Annotated in this window: 18 protein-coding genes; 16 read left to right on the plus strand and 2 right to left on the minus strand. The window is 64.8% G+C overall.

Translation table 11 applies throughout. The annotated features are described in order from the left end of the window. Positions 1-5 precede the first annotated feature (5 nt). From nuoN to G391_RS0109270, 10 genes are all read left to right on the plus strand, one after another. Positions 6-1,439 carry an NADH-quinone oxidoreductase subunit NuoN gene (nuoN, locus tag G391_RS0109225; RefSeq protein ID WP_029087264.1) on the plus strand — a complete coding sequence of 478 codons (1,434 nt, stop codon included), beginning with the start codon at positions 6-8 and terminating at the stop codon, positions 1,437-1,439. Then, positions 1,436-2,191 (plus strand): biotin--[acetyl-CoA-carboxylase] ligase, encoded by a 756-nt coding sequence (locus G391_RS0109230; protein WP_342663501.1) that lies wholly within the window; start codon positions 1,436-1,438, stop codon positions 2,189-2,191. The genes nuoN and G391_RS0109230 overlap by 4 nt, the downstream gene beginning before the upstream one ends. After that, a complete protein-coding gene (locus G391_RS0109235; protein WP_029087266.1) occupies positions 2,188-3,855 on the plus strand; it encodes a ribonuclease J in 1,668 nt (555 codons plus the stop codon). The genes G391_RS0109230 and G391_RS0109235 overlap by 4 nt, the downstream gene beginning before the upstream one ends. 78 nt (positions 3,856-3,933) lie before the next feature. After that, on the plus strand, positions 3,934-5,169 hold the full coding sequence (locus G391_RS14430) for a trypsin-like serine peptidase (protein WP_084169207.1): 1,236 nt from the start codon (positions 3,934-3,936) through the stop codon (positions 5,167-5,169). Next, positions 5,166-5,585, plus strand: coding sequence for a methylmalonyl-CoA epimerase (gene mce, locus G391_RS0109245; protein ID WP_029087267.1), 420 nt, complete (start codon positions 5,166-5,168; stop codon positions 5,583-5,585). The genes G391_RS14430 and mce overlap by 4 nt, the downstream gene beginning before the upstream one ends. An 89-nt stretch (positions 5,586-5,674) precedes the next feature. Beyond that, a complete protein-coding gene (locus G391_RS0109250) occupies positions 5,675-5,938 on the plus strand; it encodes a DUF1467 family protein (RefSeq protein ID WP_029087268.1) in 264 nt (87 codons plus the stop codon). Between the two features lie 16 nt (positions 5,939-5,954). Continuing rightward, complete coding sequence (locus tag G391_RS0109255) at positions 5,955-6,347, plus strand: hypothetical protein (RefSeq protein ID WP_029087269.1); 393 nt, start codon at positions 5,955-5,957, stop codon at positions 6,345-6,347. A gap of 84 nt (positions 6,348-6,431) precedes the next feature. Further along, the gene (gene proS / locus G391_RS0109260) at positions 6,432-7,748 is read left to right on the plus strand and encodes a proline--tRNA ligase (RefSeq protein WP_029087270.1); all 1,317 of its coding nucleotides are present in this window, start codon (positions 6,432-6,434) and stop codon (positions 7,746-7,748) included. After that, complete coding sequence (locus tag G391_RS0109265) at positions 7,745-9,031, plus strand: lipoprotein-releasing ABC transporter permease subunit (protein WP_029087271.1); 1,287 nt, start codon at positions 7,745-7,747, stop codon at positions 9,029-9,031. The genes proS and G391_RS0109265 overlap by 4 nt, the downstream gene beginning before the upstream one ends. Then, complete coding sequence (locus G391_RS0109270; protein WP_029087272.1) at positions 9,024-9,725, plus strand: ABC transporter ATP-binding protein; 702 nt, start codon at positions 9,024-9,026, stop codon at positions 9,723-9,725. The genes G391_RS0109265 and G391_RS0109270 overlap by 8 nt, the downstream gene beginning before the upstream one ends. A 497-nt stretch (positions 9,726-10,222) precedes the next feature. On the opposite strand, the gene G391_RS0109280 is transcribed toward G391_RS0109270, so the two are convergent. After that, complete coding sequence (locus tag G391_RS0109280) at positions 10,223-10,555, minus strand: HesB/IscA family protein (RefSeq protein ID WP_029087273.1); 333 nt, start codon at positions 10,553-10,555, stop codon at positions 10,223-10,225. 63 nt (positions 10,556-10,618) lie between these two features. Between G391_RS0109280 and G391_RS0109285 the strand changes: the two genes are divergently transcribed. From G391_RS0109285 to G391_RS15220, 6 genes are all read left to right on the plus strand, one after another. After that, positions 10,619-11,800 (plus strand): deoxyguanosinetriphosphate triphosphohydrolase, encoded by a 1,182-nt coding sequence (locus G391_RS0109285; protein WP_035304351.1) that lies wholly within the window; start codon positions 10,619-10,621, stop codon positions 11,798-11,800. An 82-nt stretch (positions 11,801-11,882) separates the two neighbouring features. Beyond that, positions 11,883-12,635: an SPOR domain-containing protein gene (locus G391_RS0109290; protein ID WP_029087275.1), complete on the plus strand. Its 753-nt coding sequence runs from the start codon at positions 11,883-11,885 to the stop codon at positions 12,633-12,635. Next, positions 12,632-13,684 (plus strand): beta-N-acetylhexosaminidase, encoded by a 1,053-nt coding sequence (gene nagZ / locus G391_RS14435; protein ID WP_035304215.1) that lies wholly within the window; start codon positions 12,632-12,634, stop codon positions 13,682-13,684. The genes G391_RS0109290 and nagZ overlap by 4 nt, the downstream gene beginning before the upstream one ends. Continuing rightward, positions 13,681-14,505, plus strand: coding sequence for a segregation and condensation protein A (locus tag G391_RS0109300; protein ID WP_029087276.1), 825 nt, complete (start codon positions 13,681-13,683; stop codon positions 14,503-14,505). The genes nagZ and G391_RS0109300 overlap by 4 nt, the downstream gene beginning before the upstream one ends. Beyond that, positions 14,502-15,164: an SMC-Scp complex subunit ScpB gene (gene scpB, locus G391_RS0109305; protein WP_029087277.1), complete on the plus strand. Its 663-nt coding sequence runs from the start codon at positions 14,502-14,504 to the stop codon at positions 15,162-15,164. Before G391_RS0109300 ends, scpB begins: the two co-directional genes overlap by 4 nt. A gap of 51 nt (positions 15,165-15,215) precedes the next feature. After that, a complete protein-coding gene (locus tag G391_RS15220; protein ID WP_051257273.1) occupies positions 15,216-15,890 on the plus strand; it encodes a DUF6624 domain-containing protein in 675 nt (224 codons plus the stop codon). 113 nt (positions 15,891-16,003) lie between these two features. Here G391_RS15220 and G391_RS0109315 read toward each other — a convergent pair whose 3' ends face one another. Then, positions 16,004-17,110 (minus strand): hypothetical protein, encoded by a 1,107-nt coding sequence (locus G391_RS0109315; protein ID WP_029087278.1) that lies wholly within the window; start codon positions 17,108-17,110, stop codon positions 16,004-16,006. Positions 17,111-17,210: the final 100 nt, after the last annotated feature.

Here is a 17,210-nt window from a genome sequence, read left to right on the forward strand (position 1 = left end):
CGACCATGGAATTCACCAACGCACTCTCGATTGCCACGCCTGAGCTGATCGTCGTTATCGGGGCCATGGTCCTGCTGCTCGTCGGAGCCTATGGCGGCGACAAGGCGCGCCCGGCTATTTCGCTGTTGAGCGGCCTGGTCCTGATCGGGGCCGCCGTGGCCTCGGCCACCGGGCCCCTGGGCCAGGCCTTCATGGGGGCCTTCGTCAATGACAGTCTTGCGGTCTTCGCCAAGGTGGCGATCTATCTGGCCTCGGCGGTCGCGATCCTGCTCGGCCACGGCTGGATGATCCGCAACAATCAGGCGCGGTTCGAATACCCGATCCTGATTCTGCTGGCCGCGGCGGGCATGAGCATGATGGCCTCGGCAGGCGATCTGATTTCGCTGTACGTCGGCATCGAGCTTCAGTCCCTGGCGCTGTATGTGCTGGCGGCCTTCAACCGCGACGACGCCAAGGGCTCGGAAGCCGGCCTGAAGTATTTCGTTCTGGGAGCTCTGTCGTCGGGTCTGCTGCTTTACGGTGCCAGCCTGATCTACGGCTTCGCCGGGTCGATGGCGTTCGACGACATCGCTGCGGCGGCGGCGGGGGCCCATGGAACCAGCCTGATCTTCGGCCTGGTGTTCCTGCTTTGCGGACTGGCATTCAAGATTTCGGCCGCGCCGTTCCATATGTGGACGCCCGATGTCTATGAGGGCGCGCCCACGCCGGCGGTGGCCTTCTTTGCCGCCGCGCCGAAATTGGCGGCGCTGGTGCTGATCGCCCGCACGCTGGGCGAAGGGTTCCATGTCATCGAAGACCAATGGCGTCAGGTGATCCTGGCGCTGGCGGTGCTCAGCTTCTGTGTCGGAGCCTTCGGCGGTCTGATGCAGAAGAATATCCAGCGCCTGCTGGCCTATTCGTCGATCGCGAACATGGGCTATGCGCTGCTCGCCATTGCGGCGGGGACGACGGTAGGCGTGAAGGCCATGCTGGTCTTCATGGTGCTCTATATGGTCGATGTGACCGGCTTCTTTGCCTGTCTGCTGGCGCTCAGCCGGGGCGGGCGTCCGATCACCCAGATCAGCGATCTGGCAGGCCTCAAGCAGGACCGCCCCGGCACGGCAATTGTGCTGACCATGCTGTCGCTGTCGGTCCTTGGGATGCCGCCCTTCGCCGGCTTCTGGGCCAAGGTCTATGTCTTCGGTGCCGCGATCCAGGGCGGGCTTTGGATCTTTGCGGCGCTGGGTCTGGCGGCCTCGGTGGTGGCGGCGTTCTACTATCTGCGCCTGATCAAGCTGATGTGGTTCGATCCGTCGCCGGGCCTGACCGATCCAGCCCCGCGTGACGCCCAGTGGGTGGCCTATGCGGCGGCGGCGTTCAGCTTCCCGCTGGTGCTGTTCGCGCTGGGTTGGCTCGACGGCTTCGCCGGGACGGCCGCGCGCGCCCTGGGATTGGGGTGATCCTTCAGCCGTGGCCGGTCCTGGCCTTCGACCATCTGGACTCGACCAACGCCGAGGCACGGCGACGCGCCGAGGTGGGCGAGGAGGGGCCGCTGTGGATCACGGCGCGCGAACAATCGGCGGGGCGTGGTCGGCGCGGTCGCGACTGGTCCGGCCATCCCGGCAATCTGGCCGCGACCCTGTTAATCACCACCGACCGCAAGCCCGCCGATGCGGCCATGGTCAGCTTCGTGGCGGCGCTGGCGGCCCATGATGTGATTCAGGCCCATGCTGCGCCGGGACTGGTGACCCTGAAGTGGCCCAATGACGTGTTGGTCGCCGGCCACAAGGCGGCAGGGCTGTTGATCGAGTCGGGAGCGCGCGCCGGCGGTGAGCTGTGGCTGGCCATCGGCGTGGGTCTGAACCTTGTCTGGTCGCCCGGCGACACGGAGCGGCCTGCGACCAGTCTTGTGGACCATCTTGCGGCGGATCGGGGCGCGGCCCCGACGCCGGCGGTCGCGATAGCCGAGCTGGACCGGGCCCTACAGGTGAGGCTGGTCCAGTGGACGCGCGATGGGGCGGGCGCGATCCTGAAGGACTGGTCAGATCGGGCGTCCGGTATTCCCGGCCTCTGCACGGCCCGGCTCGGACATGAAACCGTCACCGGTTGGGCTGAAGGACTGGCCCCGGATGGCGCGTTGAAGCTGCGCCTCGATCGTGGCGAGGTCCGACTGATCTCGGCCGGCGATGTCTTCTTTGGAGCGAACGCATGAGCGCCGAGACGCGCGACGAACTGGTCTTCCTACCGCTGGGTGGGTCCAACGAAATTGGCATGAACCTGAATGCCTATGGCTTCGGCCCGGCGGATGATCGCAGGTGGGTCGTGGTCGATGTCGGGGTGACGTTCGGGGATTCGACGACGCCCGGCGTGGACGTCATCGTGCCGGACCCCACCTATCTCGAAGGTGAGAATATCCTGGGCATCGTCCTGACCCATGCCCATGAGGACCACATCGGGGCTCTGGGCTGGCTGTGGCCGCGGCTGAAGGCCCCGCTCTATGCGACGCCTTTCACGGCGTTCCTGATCCGCGAAAAGCTGCGGGACGCGGGCCTGTTGGACGAGGTGGAGCTGAACGTCGTGCCGCTGGGCGGGACGATCAGCCTGGGCGACTTCGAGGTGACGATGGTGACCATCACCCATTCGATCCCCGAGCCGAACGGGTTGGCGATCAGGACGCCGCTGGGCACGGTTCTGCACACGGGCGACTGGAAGATCGACGAGGACCCGGTCATCGGCGAGCGCACCGATGTCGAGACAATCCGACGCCTGGGTGACGAGGGCGTACTGGCGATGGTGTGCGATTCCACCAACGTCTTCGTCGACGGGTCGGCGGGTTCGGAGGCCGAGGTCAAGGTCGCCCTGACGGCGTTGATTGGGTCGTTGACGGGCAAGGTGGCGGTCGGCTGTTTTGCCTCCAACGTCGCGCGACTGGACAGCGTGATCCGGGCGGCCGAGGCGTGCGGACGTCGCGTCTGTCTGGTGGGGCGGTCGATGCACCGGATCACCGCGGCGGCCAAGTCGGTCGGCCTGCTTCAGGATGTACAGCCGTTTATCGACATGAGCGAGGCGGGCTATTTTCCCGATGAGGCGATCCTCTATCTATGTACCGGCAGCCAGGGCGAGCCACGCGCGGCGCTGAATCGTATTGCCAACGGTGACCATCCGCACATCAGCCTGGGCAAGGGCGATGCCTGTGTGTTCTCGTCGCGCGTGATCCCCGGCAATGAACTCCAGATCGGGCGGATGCAGGACAAGCTGGCCGAGAGGGGGGTGAGGCTCTACACCGAGCGCGACCATCCGGGCATCCATGTGTCGGGACATCCCTGCCGTGACGAACTGCGCGAGATGTATCAGTGGGCGCGTCCGCGGGTTGCCGTGCCTACCCATGGCCAGCGGCGGCATCTGATCGAGCACTGCAACCTGGCCAGGGACATGCAGGTGCCCGAGGCGGTTGCCATGCGGAATGGCGACCTTCTGAGGCTCGCGCCGGGTCTGGCCGAGATTATTGACGAGGTCCCGTCGGGGCGCCTGTTTGTGGACGGCGGCTTGCTGACCCCCGAAGGCTCTGACGCTCTGCGAGAGCGCCGCCATGTTGCGCTGGCGGGCGTGCTGGCCGTTGCTGTGGCCATCGATGGCAAGGGCAGGTTGGCCGGGGACCTGGAAATCCGGGGGCTGGGCCTGCCGGGTGATGATGAGCTGGAGGACGCCCTGGACGACCTGGCCGATCTGGCAGCGCATACCCTGGCCAAGATGAAACCGGCGGAGCGGCTGGATGATCAGGCGGTCGAACAGGCCGTGAGCCGGACGCTCAAACGAGCCGCTCGCCAGATCTGGGACCGGAAGCCCGCCGTCGAGACGCTGATCGTCAGAATCTGATAGCGGCGTCATTCGACTTTGACGCCTAGATTGCCTTGGGTCAGAACAGTTGAAATCACTGGCGCTGGCTGAGGGGGGATGACCGTGAAAGCCTGGATCGCGACCGCTGTAGCCGCCGTTCTTTGCGTTGGATTAATGGACGATGCCGGGCTAACGGCGGGGTTCAGCCCGTGGATCAAACAGGAGCTCAAGCCGGGTGATCCGCCGACGCCACAAGGCCGGGGCAGTGGCGACGATTCGTGCCGTTGGGCCAATGACAATGAATGTGACGACCCCGACATTGGAACCGGGGCCTGTCGACTGGGCACAGACCGGACCGATTGCCAGTATCTGAGGAACGGTGAGCAGGACGCCTGCCAGTGGGCCAATGACGGCGAATGTGACGAGCCCGGCATCGGCACCGGGGCCTGCATCAACGGTTCCGACAGGACCGATTGTGGTCCGGTCGCCCAGCTGCGGTTCCGCAATGACAGCTGCGATACCGCCTTCAACAATGTGTGCGAGGAGCCGGGAGCGGGCAACGGCAGCTGTCAGGCGCGAACGGATCGTCGTGACTGTATCGGGGCCGAGCGCCCGATGACGATCAACGATCACTTCTTCGGTCGTGACGACCGGATCTTTGTGCCGGTCGATCAGTACCCCTGGACCATGGTGGGTCAGATTTCGATGACGGCCGGCGGATCGTGTACGGCGACCCTGATCGGGGCGGACGTCCTGATCACCGCCGCCCACTGCATCCACGGAGAGAACGGCCAGACCAATGCTGCTGGAGAGTTCATTGCCAACAGCGGTGAGCGCGCCAGGATCACCCACTATTTCATTGATCCGAATTTCGACTTTCGGCGGTTCAACACCACCAACCAGATTGACGGGCTGGACTGGGCCCTGCTGCGTCTGGACCGACCGCTGGGCAATGAGATCGGCTTCCTGCAGGTTGTCGATCTGACCGGCATGGGACCTGCGCGCGCGCTGACGGCCAACCTCTATCAGGCTGGGTTTTCGTGGGATACGGGCACCCACCTGTCGGGAAACCTCGAATGTCACATCATCGCGGTTCAGGGGGGCGAGAACACCTTTGCCCATGAGTGCGATACGACGCGCGGTGATTCCGGCTCGCCCTTCATGGTTCGGTCGTCGGGAGGGCGGTATTCCGTGGTGGGAACAGATTCCTCGTTCCGCTCCGTGCCCGGTCAGCCGGTCATGAATATTGCTGTCAGCGCCGAAGGCTGGATCCGCTATCTGACACCGTTCCAGCAGCGCCAGATCGGTGTCGCGATCGGACAACGGCAACAGGGCGGGAGCGGACCCAAGTGACTATCGGACGGTTGAACCATGTCGGCGTCGCCACGCCGTCCATCGAGAACAGCATCAAACTGTACCGCGATATGCTGGGGGTCAGTTCGATTGAAACGCCTTTCGACCTGCCGGCGCAGGGGGTCAGGGTCTGTTTCGTCAATCTGCCGAACAGCCAGATCGAGCTGATCGAGCCGCTGGGCGAGGACAGCCCGATCCATGGATTTCTGGCCAAGAATCCCAAGGGGGGGCAGCATCACATCTGCTTCGAGGTAGAGGACATCGTTGCGGCGCGCGATGAGATGAGAGCCAGGGGCGCGACCATCCTGGGGACGGGCGAGCCGCGCATCGGCGCGCACGGCACGCCGATCATCTTTCTACACCCCAAGGATATGGGGGGCGTGCTCATCGAGTTGATGGAAACGCCGGATCATTGATCCGGCCACAGTTTCAGCCCAATACAGAGGGAGGTTGGCCCCGACGCCGGGCGCTCGTCGTTCTGTCTCTTCGCTGTTCGGAGTAGGCCGTGTTTGTCGGTCCCATCACCCTGTTTGCCATCTACATCATCATCTGGTGGTTGGTTCTGTTCACGATCCTGCCGCTGGGGATGAACCAGGGTGCACAGGAACGGCCGACCGACGGCAGCGATTGGGGTGCGCCGGCCCAGACCAACCTCAAAAAGAAGTTCATCACCACGACCTGGGTGGCGGCCATCGTCTGGCTGATCCTGGTTCTGGTGATCCAGTTCCAACTGATTCCCTTGCCGGATATACCCTCGACCCGCACCTGACCCAGGAGACACTCAGATGAAGCGAATGACCGTGCTGGCCATGGTGAGCCTCGTGGCCCTCGTCGGCTGTGATCGTGTGCGCGAACTGACCAGCGGCACGAACGAAGAGGAGGCGGCCTTCTCGGAAGGGACCCCCGAGCAGTTCATCGGCACCTGGGCGGCGGACTGCCAGCGGCCCTACGTCCGCTTTGCTGAGCATGAGATCCAGGTCTTTGCCGATGGCCAGACCTATCCGATCAACTCGGTCTTCTATGACGGCCAGTCGCTGCGGGTTGATTATTCGACGGGCAATGGTCGCATGGAAGAGACGTTCGCTGCCCAGGGCGAGAACCTGACCCTTGTGGGGGGCGTCTATGACGGCGTGGAAATGCCGGCAGCAGACGCCATGCCGATGCAGCGTTGCGAATAGGATTTCGATCGGCTCCGTTGCGAAGCGGGGCCGCGCAAGGCTAAACCAGCGTTCCTCCCTATCTAGATTGCCTGGATCTGTTCGATGCGCCTGTCGCGCTACTTCCTGCCGACCCTGAAAGAGGCGCCTTCGGACGCCCAGATTGTTTCACATCAGCTGATGCTGCGCGCCGGCCTGATCCGCCAAGAGGCGGCGGGCATTTACGCCTGGCTGCCGCTCGGCCTGAGAGTGCTCAAGAAGGTCGAGCAGATCGTGCGCGAGGAAATGAATCGCGCCGGAGCCATCGAAATCCTGATGCCGACGCTGCAACTGGCGGACCTGTGGCGCGAGAGCGGGCGGTACGACGACTACGGCGACGAGATGCTGCGTATCAAGGACCGGCACGAGCGGGACCTGTTGTACGGCCCCACAGCGGAAGAGGTCGTGACCGAAATCTTCCGCGCTTATGTGAAGAGCTACAAGGCGCTGCCGCTGAATCTCTACAACATCCAGTGGAAGTTCCGCGATGAGCGGCGGCCGCGCTTCGGCGTGATGCGCGGGCGCGAGTTCCTGATGAAGGACGCCTATTCGTTCGACCTCGATGAGGCGTCGGCGCGCAAGGCCTATAACCGGATGTTCGTGGCTTATCTGAACACCTTCGCGCGGATGGGCCTGAAGGCCGTGCCGATGAAGGCCGATCCGGGGCCGATCGGCGGCGATCTGAGCCACGAGTTCATCATTCTGGCCGACACCGGTGAGAGCCAGGTGTTTTGCGATCGCAACCTGGTCGAAATGCTGGCACCCGGCGGCGACGTCGACTGGGACGACCTGCAAGGCATCGTCGATGAGCGGACCTCGATGTACGCCGCGACCGAGGAGATGCACGATGCCGCCGATTTCGAGAGCCGGACGCCGGAGGCGGATCGCCTGACGGCTCGGGGTATCGAGGTCGGTCACATCTTCTATTTCGGGACCAAGTACTCGGCCCCGATGAAGGCCAAGGTCGCCGGGCCGGATGGGGTCGATACCGAGATCCACGGCGGCAGCTATGGCGTCGGAGTCAGTCGCCTGCTGGGCGCGATTATCGAGGCCAGCCACGACGAGGGCGGCATCATCTGGCCGGACGCGGTGGCCCCCTTCGACGTTGTGGTGATCAATCTGCGGGCCAAGGATGACGCTGTGTCGGCGGCCTGTGAAGAGGCCGTGGCGGCGCTGGAAGCCGCGGGCAAGGACGTCCTGTACGACGATACCGACGAGCGGCCCGGCGGCAAGTTCGCCACCGCCGACCTGATCGGTGTGCCCTGGCAGCTGACCATTGGGCCCAAGGGACTGGCGGACGGTGTGGTCGAGCTGAAGCGACGGGCGACCGGCGAGAAGGTCAGCGTGCCGTTGGCCGAGGCGCTGCAAAGGATTGCCGGATGAGCGACGACGTCAGGCCAGCCGGGCCTTTCTCTGCGTGGGAACTGGGGCTGGCGTGGCGCTATCTCAGGGCGCGACGCAAGGACGGCGGGGTGGCGCTGATCGCGATCATCTCCTTCCTGGGGATCATGCTGGGCGTGATGGTGCTGGTCATCGTCATGTCGGTGATGAACGGCTTTACGTCTGAGTTGATCAACCGGCTGCTGGCCGTCGACGGCCATGTCTATGTTCAGGGGAACACCCTGACGGGTGCCGAGCGCCAGCAGACGCTCCAGCGCGTTCGTAGTCTTCCCGAAGTGGTCGAGGCCACGCCCCTGATCCAGGCCGAGACGTTCGTGACCGGGCCGGGTGGCGCGTCGGCCGGCGGGCTGGTGCGGGGTGTTCGGCCCGACGATCTGCGGGCGTCGACCATCGGTCGGGACGGTGTTCGTGTTGGGTCGCTGGCCGGGTTTGGTCAGGGCGACTACGGCGGCGACACCATCGTGATCGGTGAGGCCATGGCTCAGCGCCTCGGCGTCGGACCGGGCGATACCCTGACGCTGTTGTCTCAGGATGGCGGTGGCTCGGCCTTCGGCGCGGCCCCGCTGGAGAAGAGCTATGTCGTCGGTGCCATCGTCACGACCGGCGTGGCCACCTTCGACCAGGTGATGATCTACATGCCCATTGACCAGGCCGAGCTGTTCTTCGCCCGCGAGGGCATGTGGGACATGATCCAGGTGATGATCGAGCGGCCCGAACGCGCGCCGGAGACGACCGAGCGACTGCGTGAGCTGCTGGGACCGTCGGCGATGGTTCTGGACTGGACGACGCAGAACGCGACCATGCGCGGGGCGCTGGCCGTCGAGCGGACGGTGATGCGGCTGATCCTGATGCTGATTGTGCTAGTGGCGGCGCTGAACATCATTTCGGGCATCGTCATGCTGGTGAAAAACAAGACCCGCGACATCGCCATCATGCGCACGATGGGGGCGGGGCAGGGGTCGATCCTGAGAATTTTCCTGGCAGCGGGCTTTTCAATTGGAGCTGCGGGGACCTTGATCGGCTTTGGCCTGGGGGTGTTGTTCTGCCTGTTTATCCGACCGATCCAGTCCTTCATCGAGAGCCTGATCGGACGTTCGCTGTTCCCGCCGGAAATCTATTTCCTCGACGGCATACCGGCGCGGATCGAATGGCCGGAGATCATCATCATCGCGGGGGCGGCGCTGGTGCTGTCGGCGCTGGCGGCGCTGATCCCGTCGTGGCGGGCGTCGCGGATCGATCCGGTGGAGGCGCTGCGCTATGAGTGAGCCGCTGCTGACCATCAGAAATCTGAGGCGCACCTACGTCACCGGCGACAAGACGCTGGAGGTGCTCAAGGGCGTCGACGTGCAGGTGATGCCGGGCGAGGTCGTGGGTCTGATCGGGCCTTCGGGCTCGGGGAAGTCTTCGTTGCTGCACGCCGCCGGCCTGCTGGAGCGGCCCAATGAAGGCGAAATCCGCATCGACGGCGAGGACGTCGGCGGGCTGGACGAGCGGGGCCGCACGCGCCTTCGCCTGGCCAAGATCGGCTTCATCTACCAGTTCCACCATCTGATGCCGGAGTTCGACGCGCGCGATAATGTCGCCCTGCCGATGCGCATGGCTGGCAAGAGCCAGTCCGAGGCGCGTGAGCGGGCGTCGGAGATGCTGGGTCGCCTGGGCCTGGCTGAGCGCCTGACGCATCAGCCGGGGCAACTGTCGGGCGGCGAGCAGCAGCGCGTCGCCATCGCCCGCGCCCTGGCAAATCAGCCGCGTCTGCTGCTCGCAGACGAGCCGACGGGCAATCTGGATCCAGCCACCAGCCAGACGGTTTTCCAGGCTCTGCATGATCTTGTGCGTGAAACGGGCGTCGGGGCCCTGATCGCCACCCACAATATGGAGCTGGCCGGGCATATGGACCGGGTCTTCGCCATCAAGGACGGGCACCTGGAAGAGCGCAAGGCCGAGGGCCGGACGTACTGAGCGGGCTGGCTGCACGGCGCAAGATGACAGGGCAAGACCTGGACGCTGTGGACTTCCGACCGTGATGTGTCGGGCCATAGTGCACTGTGAATCGGGTGCACTAAGTGCACTAAGTGCACTAAATCGGACGACGAGGCGGAGCGCGCAGGACATTGCGCCAGTGTCTCATGGCGTCGCACAGGCGGGGACGCAGCGTGCTCGCGCGGGAAAAGTCCCGAGCCAATTCAAGGCGTCACGGTGCCAACATGCGATGACGGCGGCTTCGGCGGCGCGACGGGGTCGCCTACTTCTTGCCGGGCGGCAGGGTGAAGGGCGAGGTCTTGAGTGAGGGCGGCGGTTTGGGCGTCGCCGTCTTGGGTTTGCGGATTTCCTTGTTGCCGCGCATCTGGCCCTTGGCCATGCCGGTGTCCTCGTGACGTCCGCCGACCGGAGGGCCGAACTGGTTGGCGTCGGCGCGACCCTACACGAAACGGCTGGCCAGCGCCGGGAAATGCCGGTCAGATCGAAAAACTGACCCCGCACCCGCAGTTCGCCACCGCGTTCGGATTGACGATCTTGAACTGAGCCCCGAGCAGCTCGTCGACGAACTGGATCTCGGAACCGGCCAGGAAGGGCATCGAAATGTCATCGACCAGCGCGGTCTGGCCGGCGTGTTCGATGCGGTGGTCGTCAGGTTCGGCGCTTTCGACCAGGTCGAGGCGGTACTGGAAGCCGGAACAGCCGCCGCCGTCCACCGCGACACGCAGCATCAGGGGCTTGCCCTCGGCCCTGGACAGGTCGGCCAGGCGGCGAGCGGCGCTTTCAGCGAGGGTGACGGGTTTCAGGCTCATCGTGAGGTCTATATGAGGATTGGTGGCCCTGCGTGAAAGGGCTTTCCGTCGGTGGCCCAGCGGATGACCATTCTGAATGAACGCGCAAGCTATGCCTCCGATCCGGGGGCCAGCCTGGGTCGGCTGTTTGCCGAAGCCCCAAGCGCGACGCGTACAGCCTTTGCCCGGGATCGGGACCGGATCATCCATTCGACGCCGTTCCGGCGTCTGAAGGGCAAGACCCAGGTGTTTATCGCCCATGAGGGCGACCACTATCGCACGCGCCTGACGCACAGCCTGGAGGTGGCTCAGATCGCGCGGTCGCTGGCGGCGGCCTTGTCACTGGATCAGGATCTGGCCGAGGTCATCGCGCTGGCCCATGACCTGGGCCATCCACCGTTCGGCCATGCGGGCGAGGACCGCCTGAAGGGGCTGATGGAGGCGTGGAACGGCTTTGACCACAACGTCCAGACGTTTCGGATCGTCACCCGACTGGAGCATCGATACCCGGCGTTCGAGGGGTTGAACCTGAGCTGGGAGACGCTGGAAGGGGTGATCAAGCACAATGGGCCGATATCTCATCGCATGGATGAGCCCGCCTGGCGCGCGGTGAGGGAGTATCAACAGGTCTGGGACCTGAGGCCGGAAACCTTTGCGTCGATGGAGGCTCAGGTGGCGGCGGTCGCGGACGACATTGCCTACAACAACCACGATGTCGATGACGGGCTACAGGCGGGCCTGTTCGGCCTGGAGGAACTGGCGGGGGTGCCGCTGGTGGGGCCGATCCTGAAGGGGGTCCAGGCGGACTGGCCCGATGTTGGCGAGCGGATGACCGGGATCGAGACGGTCCGACGCATGATCGGCGTGATGATCGGCGACATCCTGGCTGAGACGACGCGGCGATTGGCTGAAGGGGGGATCGAAACGCCCGAGGACGTGCGCGTCGCCGGTCGGGCCATGGTGCAGTTTTCGGACGGCATGATGCAGGACCTGGCGCGTCTGCGCGCCTTCCTGTTCGAGCGGATGTATCGGCACGACCGGATCAATGTCATGCGGGATCGTGCGGCGCGGACGGTCGATGATCTGTTCGCAAGCTATATGGCCGAATTGGACCTGATGCCGAAGGAGTGGCGGGCACGGGCGCAGATCGGCGGAGATGAGCGCCGCGCGCGGGCCGTGTGCGACTATATCGCCGGGATGACAGATCTTTTTGCCTTTGAAGAGCATCGACGGCTCTACGGTCTTGTGGATGAAGCCCAGTTGTGATTCGGATGACGGCGGGGATGGGCTAGAGTCTTTCGGTTCGCCTGCGATTCGTGGGCGAAGCGACAATAACGAGGCGACGCTGATGTCCTACGAACGGCCCGATCCTGAGCGCGGCCCCTATACGCCCCGCAACGATGACGATCTGCCGTTTGAGCGGTCAGGCTTCGATGCTCGCAGTCACGGAGGCGGTCGCCCGCCCTTGCCGTTGACGCTGATCATTTCGGCGGTCGTCCTGCTGGTCCTGATCATCGCGGTGGTCCTGTTCTATCGAGCGGGGGTGCGCAATGAAGGTGAAGCTCCGCCGGTCATCGAAGGGGCCGAGGGTGTCGCCGGTGCCGCGCCAGACGCGGCCCAGCCGTCATCGGGCGATGCCCAGATCGAGGTCTTCGATCCGCTAGACGAGCAGGTTGACCTGGCCCCACCGCCGGAAGCGCCAGGGCAACGCCCGCCGCCGTTGACGACCGATGGGCCTGTCGCACCGCCGACACAGCCGCGCGCCGAGGTGCCGGCAACGCCGCCGGTGCAACGCCCGACACCAACCCCGGCCCCGGCCCCGGCCCCGGCTCGCCCGCAGCCTCAGCCGCAGGCAACGGGCGGTGGCACGTCCGTTCAGATCGGGGCGTTCTCGACCGAGGCGGCGGCCGAGCGCGCCTATGCTGAGGTGGCGGCGGCCTTCCCGCAGTTTGCCTCGGGGCGGACGCGCGGCATTCAGCAGGTGACAACCTCGGGCGGTCGCACGGTCTATCGGACCACGGTGAACGGCTTCTCCGCCCAGGATGCGCGGGCATTCTGCGGGGCGATGCGGGCGTCGGGACGGGACTGTATCGTTCAGTGACGGGTGTTTCGGCGGCGATCTACGGGCTTTCAGGGACCACGCTGTCCGCCGGTGAACGCGCCTTCTTCCGAGAGGCGCGGCCCTGGGGCTTCATTCTGTTCAAGCGCAATGTGAAAGATTCAGAACAGATAACTGTATTAACGCAAGAATTGCGTGAAGCGATTGGGCGCGATGCTCCCATCCTGATCGACCAGGAAGGCGGACGGGTTCAGCGCATGGGTCCGCCCCACTGGCGCAAGTATCCGCCGGCGCAGGCCTATCTTGAAGCGGTAGGCGGCAATGTCGAGGCCGCTGCGCGCCTGGTTGAGCTGGGCCATCGGTTGATGGCGGCGGATCTGAAGGCTGTTGGGGTCAATGTTGATTGCGCCCCGGTTCTGGATACGCCGGTCGACGGTGCCCACGACATCATTGGGGACAGGGCCTTTGCCCGCGAACCGGGCGCGGTGGCGCGTCTCGGGAAGGCAGCGGCGCAAGGTTTGATGGCCGGCGGCGTCCTGCCGGTGATCAAGCACATACCCGGTCACGGGCGGGCAATGAGCGACAGCCACCATGAGTTGCCCGAGGTGAAGCTGGATCTGGTCAGCCTGGACGCATGGGACTTTGCGCCGTTCAAGGCGCTGAATGACCTACCCGCCGCGATGACGGCCCATGTCGTGTTCAAGGCTGCGGACGCCGAGCGACCGGCCACAACCTCGCATGATACCCTCGAGATCATTCGCGAGCGGCTTGGGTTCGACGGCCTGTTGATGACGGATGATCTGTCGATGAAGGCCCTGAAGGGGCCAATGCAGGAACGAGCCCGGCGGGCGCTGACGGCAGGGTGTGATGTGGTCCTGCATTGTAATGGCGACCTGCATGAGATGCGGGCGGTGGCCGAAGGGGCGGCTGATCTGAGCGGGCGTTCGGCCGAGCGGGCGGCTGCGGCCCTGGCCTGTGCCACGGCTGAACCGGAGCCTTTCGACGCGGCTGCGGCTGCGGCTGAGCTTGCGGCGGTGCTGAAGGGGCGGTTTGAGGCCAGGGCAGGGCCGGCGGTGGGCGAGGCCCCATGACCGACGCCTTTCAGCCCAATCTCGATTTTTCCGCCGCCGACAACATCGAAGAAGGCGAGGCCTTCGTCGTCGATCTGGACGGGTTCGAGGGGCCGCTACACGTTCTGTTGGTTTTGGCGCGGACCCAGAAGGTGGACTTGCTCAAGCTGTCGATCACGCGCCTGGCGGAACAGTATCTGGCCTTTGTGCATGAGGCGCGGCGGCGGAACTTTGCGCTGGCGGCGGACTATCTGGTGATGGCGTCGTGGCTGGCCTATCTGAAGTCGCGGCTGTTGCTGCCCAAGCCGGAAAAGAAGGCGGACGATGAGATCGACGCCGAGGTCATGGCCCAGGCCCTCGCGTTCCGGCTGATGAAGCTGGAGGCAATGCGAAAGGCGGTCGAGGCGCTGACCAGCGGCCCGGTGCTGGGGCGGGACGTGTTCGGGCGCGGCGACCCGGAGGCGATCGAGGTCATCCCGTCCAACCGCCTGGATGCCAACCTCTATGATTTGATGGCCGCCTATGTGTCGCAGCGGCGGCGTGAGGCGGAACGGCACTACAGTCCGACGCAGCGGGTCGAGGCCTTCGCCCTGGAAGAGGCGCGCGACTGGATGCTGAAGCAGCTTCCGAGATTGTCGGCCTGGACAGAGCTGAGCGCAATCACGCCGGGGGTGCGGGGGGACGGGGAAGGGCCGACCGGTGCCTCCTATCTGGCCTCGACCCTGTCGGCGAGCCTGGAACTGGTCAAGGAAGGTCGGCTGAGCGCCCGACAGCTGGAAGCGTTCGACCCATTGTTCGTCAAATCGCGTCGGGACACCCTGGTTCTGGAGTCCGAAGGATGATCAAGTTCGCTCCAGATGAGGCCGAGATCGAGCGCCGGGTCGAGGCTCTTTTGTTCGCGGCGGCGGGACCACTCACATTGACTGAGATCGCCCGCCGGCTGCCGGAAGGGGCCGATGCCGGTCAGGCCATTGCGGGCTTGCGGGCGCGCTATGCCGGGCGCGGGGTGGAGTTGATCTGTGTGGCGGATCGCTGGGCGTTTCGCACCGCGCAGGATCTGTCCTTCATGATGACCGAGCAGCGCGATGAGCCGCGCAAACTGTCCAAGGCGGCGCTGGAGACGCTGGCTATCATCGCCTATCACCAGCCGACGACCCGGGCCGAGATCGAGAGCGTGCGGGGGGTCAGCCTGTCCAAGGGGACGCTGGATCTGCTGCTGGAGATGGGCATGGTGCGGCTGCGCGGGCGCCGACGCACACCGGGACGTCCGGTCACCTACGGCACCACCGAGCATTTTCTGGAGCATTTCGGTCTGGCGCATCTGGCGGACCTGCCGGGTGCGGCGGATATGCGGGCGGCGGGTCTGCTGGACCTGTCCTTGCCGGCGGACTTCATGACACCGGATCCGGCCCGCGCCGGCGACGAGGACCTCGATCCCATCGAGGATGGGGATGAGGCCCCCGAATTCGCGCAAGACTTCGTGACCGAGGACGAGGGGTAGGCCGCATTTCCGCCGCGACCGCTCCGGAAGCTGTGTTCAGGAGGAACGCCGATGCGCTGGATTGCTGTTGCGGCCCTTGCTGTGGTCTTGGCGACGCCCGTGTGTGCCCAGCCGGCTGATCCGGCGGCGACGGCTCGTACCGAGCTGGAAGCGGTGATGGGCCGGGAAGCGATCATTCGCGAACTGGCCGGCATGGGGGCCATGGACCAGGTCGTTCGCGAGCGATTCCTCGCGGCGCGCCAAGAGGCCTCGGACGAGGATCGGGCGCGACTCGAAGTGGAAGCCTGGCCGATCGCTGAGGCTGTCGATCAAGCGAATACAGCGAGGATGCGGGAACTGCTGGCGAGCCATGAAGGCTGGTTCCCGAGGTCGCAATTTGGGCGGGTCGCCTCTGAAGCGGCCTATTCGGTGGTGCAGCATTCCGGGGACCTTGAGTTGATGCGCAATGTGCTGGCCCGGATGGAACCCCTCATCGGTACGGCCGATCTCAACGGGAGCCAGTATGCCCGCCTCTACGACCGGGTGGCGACCATGGACGGGCATCTTCAGCGGTACGGCACGCAAGGAACGACCTGTTCGGAAGGACGCTACGTCATCCCGGCTGACCTGGAAGACCCCGAGCACGTCGACGAGCGGCGGAGCGCACTTGGACTGAATCCAATTGCCGAGTACGTCGAGGGGCTCAATCAGAGCTACGGACGTTGCACGCCTCTGGCGGGCCATTAAATTCCTGACAGGCCGCTTATCGGACGGTCAGAGAGAATAGCCTGGGACCTGAACGAGGAATTCGAACCATGCTGCGCCGTACATTTCCTCGCAGCGGGCGGCTCGCGGCCGTCCTACTCGCTGACGCGGCCGGGAGCCATTGAGCCCGATCGATATCCCGAGGCGAAGGGAAACCCCTCGAATTCCAGCGGATAAGGCACAACGCCTACAACACAGGCGACTGTGGACCCATTCTCATATTCCGCTGTTCGCATCACCTCCAGGCCTGGGCCCTCCAAAGCCGAGGTGGCGAATGTCATGTCCAGTTGGGGCCCGATGTTAGCGCCGGCAAGGTCGAAGTCGCCTGCGTAGACCACTTCTCCTTCGCCGACCTCAAAGGAAGGGGATCCAAGGCAGTGATTTACCACCCCTGTATGGTTGATGCGCCAACGGCCTGCAGGAACCTCGACCACATGCCAGCGGCCCCGACTAGAACCCGTCATTCCGAAGACGATGGGCCTACCGCCTGCGTGTTGGCCGTCGCTAACCCGGCCGAAACTGATCCCGCGAGAGCCGCCGCGAACCATGAGAACTACAACCGCATTGCCGGATCCTGGGCGATGAACAGTTGTGGTCCGCTCGGGCTGTCTCATGTCGTAATCGGTCCGAATTGGCGTGACGGGGCCCGGTATTCCGACCTGCGCGCCGCCCTCCAGTGCGAAACGCACACTCAAATGCCTGGGACTTGGAGCACCGGGCCTCGAGGCGGTGCTGTACCGCGCGGGGTGGGCCGCCTCGTTGTTGAAGCCGCGATAATAGGTTCCAGGAGGCGTCGCGCTGCCAAGCCAGGGGGCGACCCGTTCGCGGAATTCCGTGCCTGAGAGTTGATAGGTCGCCGCGCCTTCCGCGTCGGAAAGGCGGTAGACCCGCCAGCCCCTCGCGATCATGCAATTTTCGCCGCTGACAGCGAAAAGGCCTTGTACCGCGCCGCCCCAGACCCAGGTCATGACAAGGGAGTCTCCGATGCCGGTTCCCGAAGGATTCGTAACTCGAGGCCGGCCTACTGGAACGATTGCAAAGCAGCTCGTCAGGTCGCTGTCATGCTCGGCTGGCGTGGCACCAACGCGGTTGTAGAATGCGTAGCCTGTTACGACCTCACCGATCTCAGTGCGTGACTGGGCGCTGGCCGTCGCCGGTAGGACAACGATCACGGCAATCATGCAGATGAGACGGAAGTTCATAGCGCTCTCCTCCAGAGCCAGCCCTAGGTAAGGTGCTTCAGAGAGAAGCGAGACGGGCAAGGGTACCGCAGGTGGAGAGCCTTGTCTGAACGGGGGGCAA

Source organism: Brevundimonas aveniformis DSM 17977, from assembly GCF_000428765.1.
In the GTDB taxonomy this organism is placed as follows: Bacteria; Pseudomonadota; Alphaproteobacteria; order Caulobacterales; family Caulobacteraceae; genus Brevundimonas; species Brevundimonas aveniformis.

Coding starts and splice junctions, on each gene's coding strand:
- nuoN (WP_029087264.1), top strand. CDS start 6: ATGGAATTCACCAACGCACTCTCGATTGCCACGCCTGAGCTGATCGTC.
- G391_RS0109235 (WP_029087266.1), top strand. CDS start 2,188: ATGAGCGCCGAGACGCGCGACGAACTGGTCTTCCTACCGCTGGGTGGG.
- G391_RS14430 (WP_084169207.1), top strand. CDS start 3,934: ATGACCGTGAAAGCCTGGATCGCGACCGCTGTAGCCGCCGTTCTTTGC.
- G391_RS0109255 (WP_029087269.1), top strand. CDS start 5,955: ATGAAGCGAATGACCGTGCTGGCCATGGTGAGCCTCGTGGCCCTCGTC.
- proS (WP_029087270.1), top strand. CDS start 6,432: ATGCGCCTGTCGCGCTACTTCCTGCCGACCCTGAAAGAGGCGCCTTCG.
- G391_RS0109265 (WP_029087271.1), top strand. CDS start 7,745: ATGAGCGACGACGTCAGGCCAGCCGGGCCTTTCTCTGCGTGGGAACTG.
- G391_RS0109270 (WP_029087272.1), top strand. CDS start 9,024: ATGAGTGAGCCGCTGCTGACCATCAGAAATCTGAGGCGCACCTACGTC.
- G391_RS0109280 (WP_029087273.1), bottom strand. CDS start 10,555: ATGAGCCTGAAACCCGTCACCCTCGCTGAAAGCGCCGCTCGCCGCCTG.
- G391_RS0109285 (WP_035304351.1), top strand. CDS start 10,619: ATGACCATTCTGAATGAACGCGCAAGCTATGCCTCCGATCCGGGGGCC.
- G391_RS0109290 (WP_029087275.1), top strand. CDS start 11,883: ATGTCCTACGAACGGCCCGATCCTGAGCGCGGCCCCTATACGCCCCGC.
- G391_RS0109300 (WP_029087276.1), top strand. CDS start 13,681: ATGACCGACGCCTTTCAGCCCAATCTCGATTTTTCCGCCGCCGACAAC.
- scpB (WP_029087277.1), top strand. CDS start 14,502: ATGATCAAGTTCGCTCCAGATGAGGCCGAGATCGAGCGCCGGGTCGAG.
- G391_RS15220 (WP_051257273.1), top strand. CDS start 15,216: ATGCGCTGGATTGCTGTTGCGGCCCTTGCTGTGGTCTTGGCGACGCCC.
- G391_RS0109315 (WP_029087278.1), bottom strand. CDS start 17,110: ATGAACTTCCGTCTCATCTGCATGATTGCCGTGATCGTTGTCCTACCG.